The sequence below is a fragment of the Spongiivirga sp. MCCC 1A20706 genome, from assembly GCF_046524175.1.
Lineage (GTDB): Bacteria > Bacteroidota > Bacteroidia > Flavobacteriales > Flavobacteriaceae > Spongiivirga.
Genome location: NZ_JBEFZF010000011.1, coordinates 1 through 15,043, shown reverse-complemented (window position 1 = coordinate 15,043; position 15,043 = coordinate 1). Strand labels below are relative to the sequence as shown.

The 15,043-nt window shown below is 38.6% G+C and carries 6 protein-coding genes and 3 tRNA genes; 5 read left to right on the top strand and 4 right to left on the bottom strand.

What is annotated here, in order from left to right; all coding sequences use genetic code 11:
* The first annotated feature begins 70 nt into the window (after positions 1–70).
* A complete protein-coding gene (locus tag ABN763_RS18480; protein ID WP_410486986.1) occupies positions 71–745 on the top strand; it encodes a head GIN domain-containing protein in 675 nt (224 codons plus the stop codon).
* Positions 746–871: 126 nt separating this feature from the next.
* The gene (locus ABN763_RS18475; RefSeq protein ID WP_410486985.1) at positions 872–1,567 is read left to right on the top strand and encodes a LysE family translocator; all 696 of its coding nucleotides are present in this window, start codon (positions 872–874) and stop codon (positions 1,565–1,567) included.
* A gap of 128 nt (positions 1,568–1,695) precedes the next feature.
* Here the strand turns inward: ABN763_RS18475 and ABN763_RS18470 are convergent.
* The 4 genes from ABN763_RS18470 to folB all read right to left on the bottom strand — a co-directional run bounded on the left by ABN763_RS18470 (position 1,696) and on the right by folB (position 2,643).
* A tRNA-Cys gene (locus ABN763_RS18470) sits at positions 1,696–1,768 on the bottom strand.
* A gap of 134 nt (positions 1,769–1,902) precedes the next feature.
* A tRNA-Cys gene (locus tag ABN763_RS18465) sits at positions 1,903–1,974 on the bottom strand.
* A gap of 70 nt (positions 1,975–2,044) precedes the next feature.
* A tRNA-Cys gene (locus ABN763_RS18460) sits at positions 2,045–2,115 on the bottom strand.
* Between the two features lie 165 nt (positions 2,116–2,280).
* On the bottom strand, positions 2,281–2,643 hold the full coding sequence (folB, locus tag ABN763_RS18455; RefSeq protein ID WP_410486984.1) for a dihydroneopterin aldolase: 363 nt from the start codon (positions 2,641–2,643) through the stop codon (positions 2,281–2,283).
* A gap of 78 nt (positions 2,644–2,721) precedes the next feature.
* On the opposite strand from folB, the gene ABN763_RS18450 reads away from it, so the two are divergent.
* The 3 genes from ABN763_RS18450 to ABN763_RS18440 form a co-directional block, all read left to right on the top strand.
* Positions 2,722–3,537, top strand: coding sequence for an alpha/beta fold hydrolase (locus tag ABN763_RS18450; protein WP_410486983.1), 816 nt, complete (start codon positions 2,722–2,724; stop codon positions 3,535–3,537).
* Between the two features lie 207 nt (positions 3,538–3,744).
* Entirely contained in the window at positions 3,745–14,652 is a 10,908-nt protein-coding gene (locus tag ABN763_RS18445; RefSeq protein WP_410486982.1) for a T9SS type B sorting domain-containing protein, read from the top strand.
* 3 nt (positions 14,653–14,655) lie between these two features.
* On the top strand, positions 14,656–15,043 hold a 388-nt coding region (locus ABN763_RS18440), incomplete at its 3' end, for a type IX secretion system membrane protein PorP/SprF (protein WP_410486981.1).

The following is a 15,043-nucleotide window of genomic DNA, read 5'->3' as shown; positions in this document are numbered from 1 at the left end:
TTTTTGAAAAAAGGTGTAACAGTTTATTATTTACCTCATCTTTATAGCAAACAAAAAACGAACAGAAACCATGAAAAAAATAACAACTATCGCTTTAAGCTTAATCACTTTAGGGCTATTTGCTCAAAACCCAAAAGAAAAAAATGTGGGGGATTTCTATGATGTAAAAGTATTTGATCGTATTGAGGTGAATTTGGTAAAGTCTGATGAAGAAAAGGTAATCATTAGTGGACGAGATGCTGATGACGTAGAAGTCATTAATAAAAATGGAAAGTTAAAGATTAGAATGCAATTTGATAAAATATTTGATGGCGCTAACACTTTCGTAGAGGTACATTATAAAGATTTGGAAATTATAGATGCTAATGAGGGTGCGGTGATTACCTCAAACGAGTTAATTGAACAGTCATATGTTCATTTACGAAGTCAAGAAGGCGGAAGAATTAAAGTTGGTCTTGATGTTGATCGCGTTGAAGTGCGATCTGTAACTGGAGGTATTGTACAAGCTTCAGGTACTTCAAAAACGCAAGAAGTGACATTAAATACAGGAGGGATATATGAAGGTCGCCAATTGCAAACTGAAAAAACAAAAATAACAGTTAGAGCCGCTGGCGAAGCCGAGGTAAATGCTACAGAAACTGTTGATGTAAAAGTTAGAGCCGGAGGCGACGTTGATATATATGGCAATCCACGTACGGTGAACAAAAGCACCTTTTTAGGAGGCCGAGTACGCGTAAGAAGCTAAGTATCAAGTCCTATCTTGACCAAAAGCAGAGGTGACGCAATTCTTAATTTCTTTACCGAATTTACTGGTACTAAGGTGAAGTTTTAGACAAATGACTTATTTTCGTTTAAAACTTCGCCTTTTTTAATGTTTGATGATATTGTCACAGCAATTCCGTGGGGAATTTTATTAGCCTTTACTATAGGACCAGTATTTTTTGTGCTGTTAGAAACAAGTGCTATTAGGGGATTTAGAGCGGCACTCGTGTTCGATATTGGGGTGATTTTCGCAGACATTGTTTTTATTCTAGTAGCTTATTTAAGTACCAATCAAATTCTCGAAAAATTAAAAGACGATCCTGCTCTATTTATTTTTGGTGGGATTTTATTATTGGCCTATGGAATAATCTCTTTTATTAAACTCAAAAAAGATTACAAAAAATCAGAAGATGAAACTGCTATAAAAATTGATAAGAATAATTATTTCAGTCTGTTTTTTAAAGGCTTTTTGCTCAACTTTATCAATATAGGAGTGTTAGGATTTTGGCTAGGGGTAATTATCGTATTTGGACCTAAACTTAATATGGATGCTAACCGGATCATTACTTTTTTTAGCACCATTCTAGCATCCTATCTGGCGATTGATGTTCTTAAAATACTACTAGCCAAACAACTTAAGAGTAAACTTACGAGCTATCGTATTTATAAAGTAAAAAAAGTTATCAGTATTATCCTGGCTGTTTTTGGCGTTGTATTAATTAGTCAAGGCTTGTTCCCAGGGAAAAAAGAACAAATGCAGCATCTTATTGAAGAAAAAATTATCGATCCTATAAAGAACAAGTAAACATATCATTTACTTAATACTCCATATTGAAAAAATCTAATTCTAACGAACCAACTTCAGTTTTTGAAAAAAAGAAACCACCGAGACACTGAATGTTGTGCTAGTCTCGGTGGTTTTTATAATTGTAGAGGCGCCGAGTGGATTCGAACCACTGTGTAAACTCTTGCGGAGCTTAGCCTATCCTATTTCAGCCACAACGCCTTATTTTTTACAAATATCCTAAGTTTTAGGATATTTAGCTGCATTTAAAACACCCATTTTAAAAGGGGTTTTTTCTGCTTTAAGTATAAAACAAATAACAGGGTAAAAACCCTACCCTTTTTTTAAAAATATCGAGGCGCCGAGTGGATTCGAACCACTATATAAGTTCTTGCGGAACTAAGCCTAACCAATTCAGCCACAACGCCATGTAAACACCAATTTAAAAAGGCATAAAAAAACCTTTAAGGCTACTATAGCATTAAAGGTTTTTATCAGAGGCGTCAAGCGGATTCGAACCGCTGTAAAAGCTTTTGCAGAGCTCCGCCTAGCCACTCGGCCATGACGCCCTTTCAAGGGCTGCAAATGTAATATAAAATCCTAAAATGCACAATACGCCCAAAACTCATTAAATATGAGTTTTCTACATTAGGCAAGTTAATTGGTAATTGGGGTGAATTGTGATTTATAAGGTGAAAATAAATTATAATGTATCGATCCCCTAAAAAATTCCGTTAAAGTTCACGTTTTTTGGACATCTTAATTGTTACCTTTTCTACATTGCCTCCTATAGGTGGATTGATTTTAGAAACCCAAACGGAAGCTTCCTGTACTAAACTACTTTCTTTCAATATTCTATTCAGAATTCTATCCGCAACTTCTTCTAATAGTTTAGATCTAATGGCCATTTCTTCTTTCACAATTTGATTAAGAAGTACATAATCTACTGTATCTTTTAAACTATCTGTTTGGGCAGATTTGCTTAAATCAGCTTCTACCTTAAGATCAACCCTATAGTCTGATCCTATTTTACCTTCTTCTACAAGACAACCATGGTAGGCATAGACTTTAATATTGGTAACCTCAATAACTCCCATTTTCAAAATTTAAATCGTAAATGTACAAAGACCAGTACTTATTTCAGTATATTTCTAATAGCAACCAAAAAACTTGTTTTGACCAAATTAATTATACGCTTAATCTGTTTTTTTTCACCTTCATTTATGGTGAAAAAGGCCTATGAAAAATTGGCCTTTCCTCAAATAAAAAAATTACGTCCGCATGAAATAAGAGTTTTAGAAAAAGCTACTTCTGAAACTGTTATTTTCAATAATATAAATCTAAAAACGTATCGCTACCTTAACTCTGGGCCTAAGATTTTTTTAGTACACGGTTGGGAGGGCCATGGTGGTAATTTCGCCGATATTATTGAAGCGTTGTTAGATAAAAACTATCACGTTTTTACGTTTGATGCCCCTTCTCATGGATCAAGTGATCGTTCAACAAATTCCCTATTCGATTTCCCAGAAGCGGTTCAATTTTTAATTCAAAAAGAGCAGCCGGACCATATTATTAGTCATTCGTTTGGTGCAGTCGCAACAACATACGCTTTATACAATAATCCAACGCTGCATATTAAAAAATATGCATTATTAAGCAATCCTGATCGCTTTGTAGATCGTGTAGATTTTATAGCAGAGCAAGTAGGGATAACTGAAAAGGTAAAAAAAAGACTCCTTAAAAAAATTACCCAAGAAACAAGTCAGGATATAGAACGTTTGAGTGTTAGTGATTTTGTTCAAAAGATATCAGTAGAGAAGGCACTCATCATACACGATAAAAACGACAAAATTCAACCTATTCGTGATCCGGAAAACGTCAATAATATTTGGAATAAATCTACTTTAGAAATTATTGAGGGCACCGGGCATTTTAGAATGCTGAGAACAGACTTTGTAATCCATCGAATTATTTCATTTTTAAATGATTAAAATCCTACATCTCTTGAATGTTAAAATTTTGAGCAGTCATTAGGGATTTACTCTTTTCAGTTGTTCTATTAATAGAAAACCTAGTGTTTATGCGGTTTTTGTGCAGTTAATCCGTTTTTATTAACGTTAACCGAAACCGAGAAACGAAAATTGTGGTATTGGCGTTGTTAACTTAACTTTAACGTGCTTATAAAAGTCCCCGAATAAATGAAAATTAGCCCCTTATCATTTTTTGGTGTTTTATGGCGATCTGGGCTTGCTATATTACCATCAAAATTAATTAGGAATGCGTCCGCTTTGGTATGCATTATTTTTATTTCCCAAGGTTTTTCTTACAAAAAAATCAGTAGTTCTTCTAATCTGGATGAAGACGAAATAGCTGTTTTTGCACTGTTTATGGATTCTGATGGTGATGGAATAGACGATGGTGTCGACATTGACGATGACAATGATGGTATTCCTGATACAGAAGAGTGCGGAACCTTTCTTTGTTCTCAACCAATTATCAATGAAAGTTTTGATATTCAAAACCCACCTCTCGCAACGCGATGGAGACCCTATCAAGAGTCTCAAATTCCCGGTTGGTTAACCACTGCATCCGATGGGCGTATTGAAATATGGGTCAATGGGTTCTTAGGAGTTCCTGCATCTGATGGGACTCATCTGGCAGAATTAAATGCCAATCGCCCAGGAGCACTATATCAAGAATTATGCTTAACTCCTGGTACGGTATTAAATTGGTCAGTTGACCATAGAGGCCGTGCCGGAACTGATGTTGCTCGAGTACGTATTGGTGCTTCCCTTGCAACGGCTACGACGCAGATTGTAATGACGAGTCCTCGAGGCAGTTGGTCTTCATATAGCGGAACATACACAGTTCCTGCTGGTCAAACTTCTACTTTTTTCATGTTTGAAGCTGTAAGTACCGCCACTGGTTCTCTTTCTGTTGGAAACTTAATTGATAATGTACAGATTTCAGTAACCAGTACCCCTGAATGTAATGACGATGATCAAGACGGAATTCCAAACAGCTTAGATCTTGATGCCGATAATGATGGTATTATGGATATTATTGAGGCCGGAGGGGTCGATGCAGATGGCGATGGACGTGTAGATTATCCTATTCCCGGTGACCCGACAAGCATGGTTGATGCCGATGGTGATGGATTAGCAGATGCTTTTGATAATGTTGACAGTGGCTCAGGTGCTGGTGAAGTTACTAGTGGAACTCCGCTCCCAACTCTTGATACCGATCTAGATGGAAGAGCAGATTTATATGATATCGATGCTGATAATGACGGAATTGTAGATAACGTAGAGGCACAATCTACTACCGGTTATATTCCACCTTCAGGTAATGATGCAGATGGAGATGGTATTGATGATGCTTACGACGCTACACAAGGAGGAACGGTAATCACCCCTGTAAATTCGGGAGGTGCAATAGTACCAGATTATAGAGATATTAACAGCGATGGTGATATAGAAAGTGATAATATTGAGGCCTATGATACCAACAACGATGGCATATCAGATACTGTTTTAACAGGAAATGATAGTGACAATGACGGCCTTGATGACGCTTTCGATACTGTAGATTTAAATGCTGTGGTAACTCCTGGTACTGGTGTATCTAACAACAATGCTACTAACAATGGTACCCTCCCTACTGATTTTCCAGATGTTGACACACCGGGAGGTGATCGAGATTGGAGAGAATACATTGTCGATTTTGAATTATTAAAACGCGATGTATTTAATGACGAAAATGGAGATGGCCGCGTACAAGTTGGCGAAACCATTACTTATCTATTTACCGTAGATAATACCGGTGATATTGAAATTACAGGAATATCAATTACCGATCCTATAGTGACTATTATGGGTGGGCCTTTAGCTTCTTTAAATGGAAGAAGTGTTGATAATGCGACTTTTACCGCGACATATACTATTACCGCCACCGACTTAGCTAATGGCAACGTCACCAACACAGCAATCGTAAATGCAACCGGACCTGCTGGTGAAGCTTTAAGCGATGCATCCGATGATCCGGATGATAATGCTGATGTTGATCCTGATACTGACGGAGATCCTGATGACCCAACGGTATTTTTGATTGATACTTTTGAACCGGAAATACGTTTTATAAAAACAGCTCAAAATGCTGCTAGCTCAGCAAATATTGCTAATGGAACAGTAAATCTTGGTGACCAATTTAACTACCGTATTCAATTACAAAATATCGGTAATGATGATGCCACTAATATTGAAGTAACCGATGTTCTTCCGGTAGGACTTGATTTTGTTTCTTCTTCATTAGCAGGTACAACCTACGATTCAGGTACTCGTACTGTTACCATTCCTATAAATGATAATACAATGGAAGTGGGCGATCCACTATTAAACATTGATTTATTGGTTGAAGTTTCTAACCAATGTGATGATTTTAGAGATGCCTGTGCGGGAATTTTAGAGAATCAAGCAAACATTAGTTATGATCGCGTAAATAGTACCGGAGCTAATTTTAACGTTGATAGCTATCCAACATTAGCCGATTACAATGCAGATACTCCTGGTCCAGTTACTGTGAATGTTGATCTTACATCCTGCACATTTGTAAGAGATGAAATTATTTGTAATAATAGCTTGACCATTTCTGCCGGAAATGGTTTTACCAACTACGAATGGAGGGATGCTTCAAATACGGTTATTGGTAATTCACAATCAGTTACAGTAACTTCCCCGGGAACCTACACCGTTAGCAAAACAAATACACCCCCAAATACCTGTCCGAATAATACGGAAGTTATTAATGTAATACCCTTTGGTAGTGATCCGCACCCTTTACAAGCTTCTGTCGGAGATACTGATATTGATGTAAAAACATGTGCTAATGATGGTTCTCAAAAATATGAAGTGTACCTATGCGGTGCTTCAGCAACCAGATTATTAGAAACAAATTTTGTGAATATTCAGAGTATTCAATGGCAACAGCTTGATGAAACCAGTTGTACTGTAAATACGAGTCAAGGCTGTGCCACACTAGATGCAGCTTGTACATGGAATACCCTTGCATCATCAGCAAACTTTACTGTTAGCGATGCAGGTCAATATAGAATATTGGTTACCTATCCTAATGGATGTTTTAGATTTTTCTACTTTGATGTTTTTAAGAATCCTCTAGATCCTAACCCGGTAGCAGAAAATATCATTTGTGGAAATCCAGGGAGTATTACCGTAAACGGTGTTGGAAGCAACTACGAGTTTAGTATTGATAATGGAACTAACTGGCAAACTGGCAATTCGTTCTCAATAGCTACTGCAGGAACCTATGATGTCTTGATTCGTCAAATAACTGCTCCCATTTTTGGTTGTGAATTTCTGTTGGAAGATATTATCATTGCCGAAGAAGATATTGCTGTCGATACCTTTGTAACAGATGAGGTATGCACTATCAATGGCAATATTCGTTTTCAAGTAAATGGAGTAAGTCCTACCTATATATATACATTATCACAAAGCGGTAGCACCGTAGCCACTTTTGGTCCTACTGCCGACAATGATCATACCTTTGCGAATCTTGCACCAGGTGACTACGATGTTGAGATAACAAATAATGATGGTTGTAGTTATACCAACCCAACCCCGATTACAATAGCTGATTATCCTAATTTTTCGGCTAGTGCCTCGGTCACTCAAAATATTACGTGCCAAGACGGGGAAATAACAGTTACTCCAACCGGAGGGATCCCCCCATATAGCTACAGTATCGATGGTGGAACCACCCAACAAATTGGCAATACATTTCCAATTACCACTGCGGGGAACTATACCATAACAGTAGAAGATGATAACGGTTGTACTGTAGATAGTAATGTTGTAAATGTGCAACAACTTGCACTACCAACAGTAAGCTTCACTAATACTGATGTAGAATGTTTTGGTCAAAATACCGGTGCAATACAGGTAGATATTACTACTAATAATGGTTATTCTTTGGACTATAGTATAGATAACGGTGCGACCTACCAGGCTAGCAATGTTTTTTCGGGATTAACCTCAGGAACATATACTATAATTGTAAGGGCATCAAATGGTACCGCCCAATGCCCTCAAACATTTACACAAACTATAAATCAGCCAACAAGCGCTATTACTGGTTTGGCCTCGGTCACACAGCAGTTAGATTGTGATACTGGAACTAATGACGCTATTATTGAAATACAAGCTGCCATGGGAGGTACCGCCCCCTTACAGTATAGCATTGATGGTGTTACCTTCGGTAGTAACCCAATTTTTGAAAATCTTGGCGCCAGTACTTACAGCAATATTACCATTCGAGATGCTAATAACTGTAGTGTTGTATTGAATGCTGTGACCATTAACCCAAAAACGGAACCCACCGATATCGACTATACCATCTCAGCAGCTCAATGTAATTCAGTGAATACCATCGCCTATGATATCACTATAACAAGTGTAACAGGAGGTTCTGCTTTCGTTGACACGCCAACAACCACAGCACCGCCAATACCTGATCATTTTAATTATGAAATTATCGCCGGACCTGCTGGAGTAGGTACTGCTTTAACTGGTGGAGACAATGTATTTATCGATTTGCCGTCGGGTACCTATACAATACGAACTACGGATGCAAACAGTTGTTTTTACGATGAGAATGTTACTATTACAAATACACCACAAATAAGTCTTACAACAACAAAGACAAACGATGTGACTTGTCTAGGAAGCACGGATGGTGCATTCAACTTTACTGTTTCTAATTCAACTCAATACGACTATACTATAACGGGAGGTCCAACCGCTGTAACTCCCGGAAACGATATTACAACAAACGCTGCAATTAACATTGGACCGTTAGCAGCAGGAACCTATACAATTGATGTTAGTGATGATACAACCGGTTGTACTGTTTCTGCTAATGTGACAATTGATAGCCCTCCAGCAGTTTTAGAATTTGATTCAACCAATCCGGTTGTAACAACCCCCATCACTTGTTTTACTCCTAATAATGGCGGTACCGCTACGATTAATGTACAAGGTGGTTGGGGCGCATATCAATACACCTTAAAGTATCCTGACCTTACCACTGTTGTGGGGCCACAATCAAGTAATGTTTTTAATGACTTAGATCAGGATGGTACGTATCGTATAACAGTTACAGATGCCAATAGTTGTGTCATACTAAGAACTTTTGATTTAGACCCTGCAGTGATTCCAACAATTACAATCGATCCTGTTTCTGACCTTTGTTATGACGGAACAAATCAGGCATCAATAACTGTAAATGCTGCTTCAACCAGAATCGGCGCCACCTTCACATTTAGAGAAGGTACAGATCCGTTTACCACCGGAACCACTGCAACAAGTAATACATTTAGTAACCTTGCTCCTGGGTCATATACGTTTTTCGTACAAGACGATTTAGGCTGTGAAAATAGTGTTTCATTTACTATAGAACCTCAACTTACAGCAACAGCTGTATTGACTAAAGATCTGGATTGTACTGCCAGCCCTGATGCGCTAATAACTGTTACTATAACCGGAGGATATCCTGATGGTGGCGGTAACTATCTATATGATGTGATTAGAGATCCCTCAGGAACCCCGACAGTTGTAACAAACGATGCAACCTCAGCAGGAACAACAATAATCGCTAGTATTGCCGCTGCAGGAGAATATAGAATTGATGTTACGGATGCTGAAAGCTGCATTGTTCAAAGTAACACTATTACAGTAACGCCAAATACTGCACCCGTATTTAACGCTACAGTCGCAACGATTACTAATGTTGAATGTAATGGAGAAAATACCGGAATAATCGAAGTTAATACCATTACTGGAAACGGGCCTTTTGAGTATCAGCTTGAAGATGATGCCAGTCCAACCCCAACGGTCATAAGACCTTTTCAAACAAGTACTACCTTTAGCGGACTACCGGCAGCAATAAATTATGTAATAAGAGTTAGGGATGCAAAACAATGTATAGTTACCTCAGCAACGCAAACAGTAGGAACAAATCCTGCTATTGTATCAAATAGTTCTTTTCAAAATATAGATTGTATCGGTGGTTTTCCTGATGGAGAAATAAGAATAGCAGCCTCAGGCGGTACTGCTCCATACATATATACCATTACTAATCCTGTCAATGGTTTCAGTGACACTCATGATACGAATGTAAGTGGCAATTTGTATGTAGCTACTCCTAGTTTTGGAAATTTCAATATACAAATTGTTGACGCCTTTGGCTGTGAACTTAATGAAACTATTACGGTAGGTCAAGGTCCAGATATATTAAATTTTACGGCGGGAGCACCAGGCTGTACTCCTGGTTCAGGAGTGATGACAGTTGAAGCAGATGCATCCACAATATTGAGTACGGGACCCTTTTATTTTGCAATTTATCCAGCACCCCCATTCGCTACTACCGATCCAAATTGGTTTTTACAAGACCCTATTAACCCTCCATATGAACATACATTTACAGGCCTAAATCCTGGAGTAACATACACCTTTGTGGTTCATGATACTTCAACTGGATGTGAATATTTTGAAGATGCGACAGTTCCTGTTTCAACAAGTGCAACAGTTACATCCAATATTTCTGGAACAACCAATGAAACCTGTTTAGGAAGTAATAGCGGTTCAGTAACTTTTAATGTTACTGGGTATCCGGGAGGTCAAATTGACTATCAGTTGTTTAATTCATTTGACAATACCCCAGTTGGCCCAGTTATCAATGAACCAACAGCAGCTCCCTCAAATGGTTTAAACATAAATGGTATAGCACCAGGAGAATACTATATTCTATTCACTGAAACCGGTGGGCTTGGTTGTTTAAGAGCTTCCGATGATTTCACAATAACAGGTCCAGCAGCACTTTTGGAAGTTTCCGGAAATGTCACTTCAAATGACGATACGTGTTCTGCTACTGAACAAGGCCAAATCACAGTACGAGGCCAATTTGGAATAGGGCCTTATGAATATATTGTTGAAGCAGACCCTTCACCAGCTCCAATAACACCTCCTACCGTAGGCGATGTAAGATGGAATAATCAAACTATTTGGAACAATCTAGTTGGTGGTAATTATGTCGTTTGGGTAAAAGATGCTTCTAATTGTATTCAACAGGCAGCTGCATTAGTAAATGTACCGACAGACCCTGCGCCAGTAATTAACCCAACGATTGTAAATGCTTGTGCCGTTGAAGGCAGTTTCGCTATTAATGTAGCATTAACTACTGCTGGAGTAGCACCCTATCAGGTTAGTTTAAATGGTGGTGCTTTTCAAAATCAAGCAACATTCCCATTCAATATTACTGATTTAACTTCTGGAGCGTATACGGTAAATCTTCGAGATGCCAATGGTTGCGAAACCGGAAATATTCCCGTGAATATTACAAGTCCTTTAGCATACAGTGCTACTGTAACAAACCAACCTTCATGTACAAACCCAGGTAATACCCCAATTATTGCCGATGGTATAATTACTATGATACCAAATGGTGGATCTGGGACTCAAACCTATGAATTATGGGATGCTGCCAATACAACACAAATCACACTGGGAATTACCATCGATAATATTGCTAATACTATTTCCAATGTATCGCCAGGAAATTATACGGTTCGCGTAATTGATGCTGCACCAACAGCTTGTGTACAACCTATTCCGATTACTTTAGAATCTCCGGAAATTCCAGTATTAAATCCATCTGATGTTACTAACGTATTGTGTAATGGTCAATCTACAGGAAGTATTTCAGCAAGACTTAATTTCTCTCCACCTGCAAGACTAAACCCAGGGTATCAATATGAATTATATGATTCAGAAGCCACCTATAATCCAGCACTACAGACCCTAAGAACCGGTCCTCAGAATAGTCCTAACTTTTCAGGATTGCCAGCTGGTTTTTACCGTGTTCGAATAATTTCAGGGCGAGGTTGTGAAGCATATGATAATGTTCAAATTACCGAAACAAACCCACTTACAGCTGGTGTTACTGTTTCTACTTTTGCTTGTACAGCTAATAATGATCCAGATTTGTCAACTGTTACTGTAACAGGTGCAGGCGGTGGTACACCATTCACTCCCGGAAACACCTATTTATATAGTTTCAATGGTGGAAGTTTTAGCAGTTCTAACACTTTTGATATTCCTTTTATCGCTACTGCTCAAGAAATTGTTGTTCTCGTTAGGGATGTAAATGGTTGCGAATTGGTTATAGATGATGGAGATGCTGATGGTACTGTCGAAATACCTCCAATTCAAAAAGTAAGTGCAACAGTTGCAAATCCAACCGCAAGTCAATTAAGTTGTACGACAACGGAAGATATTGTAATTACCATTGCTGATGGTAGTGGAAACTATACTGTTACTGAGCAACCTTCAGGAAGTGTAATAGGGACACCAGGAAATATTCAATTAAATAATCCAGGATTATACACCTATTTAATAACAGATAATACAACTGGTTGTAATGATACTGTTTCATACACCGTCAACCCATTTGATGAGGGCACTGTTACCGCAATTAATCTTAACAATGTAAGTTGTGATGGGTTTACAGATGGTGATATTCAAATTGACGTACAAGGATATACCGGTAATTATAATTATACGGTTGTCGATAATATTTCTGGAACTCCAATTACAGGTCCTTCCGCTACTGGTTCAGGAGTTGCTCCAGGAACTTTAGATATTTTAGATTTACCAGCAGGTTCTTACCGTGTAGAAATAGCACAAACGGGCTTTCCAAATTGTAATCCGGTAAGCTCAGGTTTAGTAAGTATTGCTCCGCCTCCTGCTCCATTATCAGTAACTGCTAGCAGAACCAATGACCCTAGCTGTGTTCCTGGAAATGACGGACAAATTACAGCAACACCAAGAGGTGGTTGGGGAATGTATGAGCTTCAACTTGAAGACCCTGCGACTCCGAATGTAGCGGTGCTAGGATATGATTTTACTTCAAATGGAAATAACCTTATATTCTCAAACTTACCAGCGGGCGATTATGTAGTGCGAGTTCGTGATGCAAATGGTTGTAGTGAACCACCCAGTAATGTCGTGAACATTCCTGTGGCTAATATCATAACAGCATCAGGTACTGTAACTAGCCCGCTTGTATGCTTTAATGATACAAACGCTCAAATTACTGCAACCGCTAGTGGTGGAATTGGGACGCCATTCAACTACATTTTAAATAATGTTGACACAGGAATAAGTCAGGCAGCACAAGTAAGTCCAGTTTTTGATGATTTGATCGCTGGTAATTATACCGTTACGGTGACCGATGGTTTTGGTTGTGATATTACCACGGCTGTAATTCCAGTTGTAAATCCGGTTGAAGTAACTTCAACGTTGATAACATTTGATCAGGTTACATGTTTAGCTCCTGGGCAAATACGACTTTCAGCCTTTGGTGGATCCGCGCCATATGGATATAGCACTAGTGCTACAGGTCCTTTTACCGCAATGACCGGAAATCAGGTTGATATTAATGTGGCAGCCGGAACCTATCAATATTATATTGAAGATGCAAGCGGATGTGTTTCAAATGCATCGACCGAAGTTACTATTCAAGCTCCTACACCTCTTGATGTAACCTTAAATAATGATGAAAGCACGCTATTTATTAATTGTGTAGGTGAATCAACAGGTGTTATTAGCGTAGAAGCAACTGGCGGTCTTGGAAATAACATGTTCGAATTGTTTAATGTTGATCCTACATCCGTTGGGGCAACCGCAATTCAAGGTCCATTCTCGCAAGGTGTTTTTAATGGTTTACCTGCTGGTACAACCTATTATATTCGAGGGACTAGTTCAGATTGTGAAGATGTACTTGGGCCAATTATAATTACAGAACCCGCTACTCCAATTGTTGTTGATAATTTAGATGTTAATGATATTGAATGTAATGGTGATGGTGATGGTTCTGCAGAGATATTCGTAAGCGGTGGTACTCCTCCATATACTTATATCATTTCGTCTGACCCTTTACGTACCGTTAATAATCCGTTATTTGAAGATCTTACTCCCGGACCATATACTATTATTGCAACAGATGCTAGAGGATGTTTTGTAGAAAGACCTTTTACCATTACTGAGCCACTACCAATTGATGCTAATTTGGTTATCGATAATCAAGAAATATGTGTTGAAGATGATAACGCTTCGGTGACAGTTACCATATCTGGTGGAACTGCTCCATATAGCATTAGTGTTAATGACGAAAATGGCACCTACAATCTAATTACTGGAAACACAGCAACAATCGATATGCAAGATGGTGGGCAATCGTTCACAATTTATATCGAAGATGCCAATATGTGTCGAGGGGCAAGTAATACAGTCACTCTAGATGCTCCAGTAGATCTAACCACGAGTACTGTAATTACTACTTATAATTGTGATCAGACCTACGATCTTACGATCGATGTTGACTCTCAATATGCTAATGACGTAATGTATTCTGTAGATGGTGGTGTGAATTTCCAGCTAAGTAATTTGTTTACCAATTTACCTTCTGGCAATACCTACGATCTACAAGTCATGCATGCATCAGGATGTGTTTATGGAGATGATGAAACTTTTGAAGTAACGCTGGAAGTATTCCCTGATCTTAGTATTCGAGTGGAGCAAAGTGGTATTGACGAATTTGTAGCGCAAGGTATTGACGGAACCGCTCCTTTTGAATACAGTATAGACGGCATAACTTTTGATACTAACAACGTGTTTAACGTAACCGCTACTGGTGAGTATACAGTTACGGTTAGAGATGCCATTGGTTGTGTTGCACAAACAACAATAGAATTTGAGTATATTGGTGTGATCGTTCCTAACTTCTTCACCCCCAATGGAGATGGACGTAACGATTATTGGATGCCAACTGGATTAGAGTTTTTCCCGAATGCACAGATCAAAGTATTTGATCGATACGGAAGATTAATGAAGCGATTTAGAGGTGATTTTAACCCCGGTTGGACCGGTATGTATGAAAATACAGAATTGCCTTCAGGTGATTATTGGTATGTCATAACATTAAATGATGGTCTACGCCCCGATATAAAAGGCCATTTTACTTTATATAGATAGCAGATGATGAAGAAATTAACCTACGTATTAACCCTCATGCTAATCGGCTTTTCGACAAAGCCGCTACTTGCCCAAGAATTCAATTTACCATTGAACAATCAGTACTTGGCAGATAATCCCTATCTGATTTCAGCAGCCTTTGCTGGTATTGGTGATTGTTTTCAGGTACGCCTTAATGGAGTAAGCCAATGGGTAGGGGTAAAAAACTCCCCCGATACCCAATCCCTATCTTTCGATGGACGTATCTCTGATCGATCAGGAGTGGGTGCCATCTTGTTTAATGACAAAAACGGATTCACCAATCAACGAGGTGGTCAGGCATCATTTGCACATCATCTTACCTTTTCTGATAAAGATGAACACTACCTTTCTTTAGGACTATCCTATAAGT